The 3,437-nt window shown below is 31.7% G+C and carries 1 protein-coding gene; it reads left to right on the top strand.

Going from position 1 to position 3,437, the window contains the following annotated elements; all coding sequences use genetic code 11:
- The first annotated feature begins 260 nt into the window (after window positions 1–260).
- On the top strand, window positions 261–3,236 hold the full coding sequence (locus MPF19_RS18680; RefSeq protein ID WP_249989794.1) for a DEAD/DEAH box helicase: 2,976 nt from the start codon (window positions 261–263) through the stop codon (window positions 3,234–3,236).
- Window positions 3,237–3,437 lie beyond the last annotated feature (201 nt).

Below are 3,437 nucleotides of genomic sequence, written 5' to 3'. Positions count from 1 at the left end.
TTTAGCAAGTTCAATTGAAGTATCCAAAATAGAAATAATTTTAAAGTCAAAGTTCTTCCTTTTTATTTTACTCCACAACTTTTTGTGTTGATCCAAAAGAGGTGGCTTTTATAATTAAAAACCTAGACTTCAATAACTAACGATTCAATTCTATTTTGTTAATAAATAATGGTTGGCATTTCACTAAAAACAATCAACTAAAAGTATATATTCGCACACCCTTTTTTCAAATCCATTAACTACGAATTCTAAATACATACATGAGCAACGTAAAAAACTGGTTAAATTATTATAAAAGCAGTTTAACAGACAGTGAAAACTTAGCTGTAGACATATCTAGAATCAAAAACTTATTTCATCAAAATTATTGCGATTTAAGTTCTGGAAGCATAAATGCTAAAAATGCGGCGGATATGCTTGATGTGGAAGAAAAAAGAATTAATAGAATAAAGGGACTCACCAAAAAAGAAAGCGATAATTGGCATAAAGTATTCGATGCCGAAATTATTATAGCACCTTTTCAGTTAGATTTTCAAACAGATGACCCAAAGTTTAAACAAAAAACAATTCATCCTTTTTGGATTACCGTCAGAGTAAATCGCTTGGGGCAATTATCTGCACCAAGAGAAATATTTCCTTTAATTGTTCGTAATTATTTAGCACCTGTTGCTGAGGTTGGAAACGATTTTATTTTTTCATCCATAGAAACAATTTCAGAAGCTAGAGAAATAGAAGAACCAGAAGTCGCAGAAGAGGAAGAATTAGATTGGGCTTCTTATTGGGAGTATATAAATCTAATTTTTTCAGAAATTACAGCAACAAGCTTAGATAATTATAGGGCAGAAGGATATACAACGAATAATAAAACGACATACTTTACTAGAAGTTCTAAAATTTCAGCAGCAAAAAGTATTCTTTTTTTGTATGAGAATTTAATAAATGAAACAGAAGAACTTCCATTAATTTCAAAAATAATAAACCCAAGAAATAGAGACCGAAGAGATCCTATTACCGATAAAGGTTTTTTAGATTACAATCATTTGCATTTAGGGCAAATGTCTAATGAGTTTCCATTGTCTATCAGTCAACGTAAAACCTTATTGTCTTATTTAACTGCGGAAGAAAATGGAATTACAGCCGTAAACGGACCTCCAGGAACAGGTAAAACTACTTTGTTACAAAGTTTGGTAGCTACAGAAGTGGTTAGAGCGGCAATTAACGGAGAAGATGCACCGGTTATTTTGGCGTGTTCTACAAATAACCAAGCGGTAACCAATATTATAGATAGTTTCATTAATTCTAAAAGCACGATGGGCAATTTAGCCGAACGTTGGATTCCGGGTTTTAATGGCTATGCTACGTATTTACCATCAAACTCTAAAAGTGAAAAATCTTTAAAAAACATCAATTACCTTAAAGGAAATATGTTTGGTAATGAAGGTACATTGTGCGATCTAGAAAATGAAAATTACTTACACGATGCTAAGAACTTTTACTATAATAGGTATTCAGATTTTTTTGGTTTTCAAGTAAACTCACTAGAAGAGGCTTGTAACCATCTTCAAGAAGAAATTTCTGTGATAGAAGATAATTTAATGGAGGGAGTTCAGATATCTCAAAATTATTTATCATCCATAGAAAAAGTAAACAATTTATTACTCGATAAGGAAAATTACATTCAAAAAAATGTAATAAAAATTTCAAAATTACAAGAATGGAGAGATATTATCGTTAAGATAAAATCATTTTCTAAAGAACAGAGTTTTATCAGTGAGATACAGCGTTATTTTAAAGTAGATTCTGAAGAAAACACCAATAATTCAGAACATCTTTTTATTGTAAGTAAAGAAACACTAGCTAGTGATAAAACAGCACTAACTTTTATTAAAAAATGTATTGTAGATTTTAATTTAGCATTGTCGTCAAACTTAAAATTAAAAAACTGGAAACATCACAATGATATTGTAGGCTACCCTTTTATTTCAGAAGAGCAAATGTGGGAGTTCGAATATGAAAAAATGGAGGCTAAAGATAAAACGCATTCTTTTTTTTACGATGAAATCGATTTAAGTTTACGGCACAAAGCCTTTTTATTAGCAACCCATTATTGGGAGGCAAGATGGATTTTAGAAACAGAAGATGTATTGTTAAATGAAACTGAAAAAGGAACCGGAGAAAAAACGGTTATTGCAAAATGGAAGCGAAGAGCAATGCTTACCCCTTGTTTTGTGGCAACCTTATATACAGCACCAACACATTTTTTATTCAGCCAATTTCAAGGAGAAAATGAAAACGGAAAACCAATTTTCGAATACTTGCCCTTATTCAATTTTCTAGATTTATTAATTATTGATGAAGCAGGCCAGGTAACACCAGAAGTTAGTATCCCAATATTTTCACTCGCACAAAAAGCAATTGTTGTGGGAGATTTAAAACAAATAGAACCAATTTGGTCTATTCCTCCAAAAATTGATTACGGTAATTTAACCAATCAAAATATAATTACAGATCTAGCTCAAAAAGAATATTTAAACAATATTGGTTTTTTAGCTTCTAGCGGAAGTATCATGAAAATGGCACAAAACGCCTGCGAATACGAAACGCCATTAGTAACTAAAAAAGAAAATGGTCTGTTATTATTAGAGCATAGAAGATGTAACGATGAAATTATTGGTTTTTGTAATGAGTTAGCATACGATGGTATTTTAAAACCCATGAAAGGGAAAGCGCACAAAGATCAAATATTTGCATCTATGATGGCATATCATGTAGAAGGGTATAGCGAACGAAAATTTAACAGTCGTCATAACATGAATGAAGTAAAAGCAATCATTTTATGGCTAAATATGCATAAAGAAGAAATACAAAAAGCGTATAACGTAGAAAAAATAGAAAGTATTTTAGGTATAATTACACCCTTTGCAAGTCAGAAAACAGAGCTTTCCAAAGCCTTAATCGCATCTGGCTTTAAAGTAAACGAGATAAAATTAGGTACCGTGCATGCCTTACAAGGAGCAGAGCGTAATATTGTGCTATTTAGTTCGGTATATAGTAATGAAGACGAAGGTGTGCTATTTTTTGATAGAGATAATAAACCAAACATGTTAAATGTAGCGGTTTCCAGAGCAAGAGACAGTTTTATTCTTTTCGGAGATACTAGAATTTTTGATGAAACCAAAACCACACCCTCCGGAATATTAAAAAAGCACTTAAATATGTTTGAGTTGCCTACTTAAATTAGCATACTCAATAATGTTGAGTAGGTTAGGAGCAATGCTTCGTATCCATTTCAAGCAATATATTAAAGAGCACCCAATAAAGGAATAATTCAAAGGATTATTTTTTTATTGGGTGTTCCCACGCCAAAAAAGGCGCGGTCGGGCTTTGCACTATATCTTTTTAAGGTATTATTTTCGCTACCGCTTCAATACCACCAT

The sequence above is a fragment of the Polaribacter sp. Z014 genome (assembly GCF_023555435.1).
Classification (GTDB): domain Bacteria; phylum Bacteroidota; class Bacteroidia; order Flavobacteriales; family Flavobacteriaceae; genus Polaribacter.
This window is presented reverse-complemented; position numbering and strand designations above follow the sequence as displayed.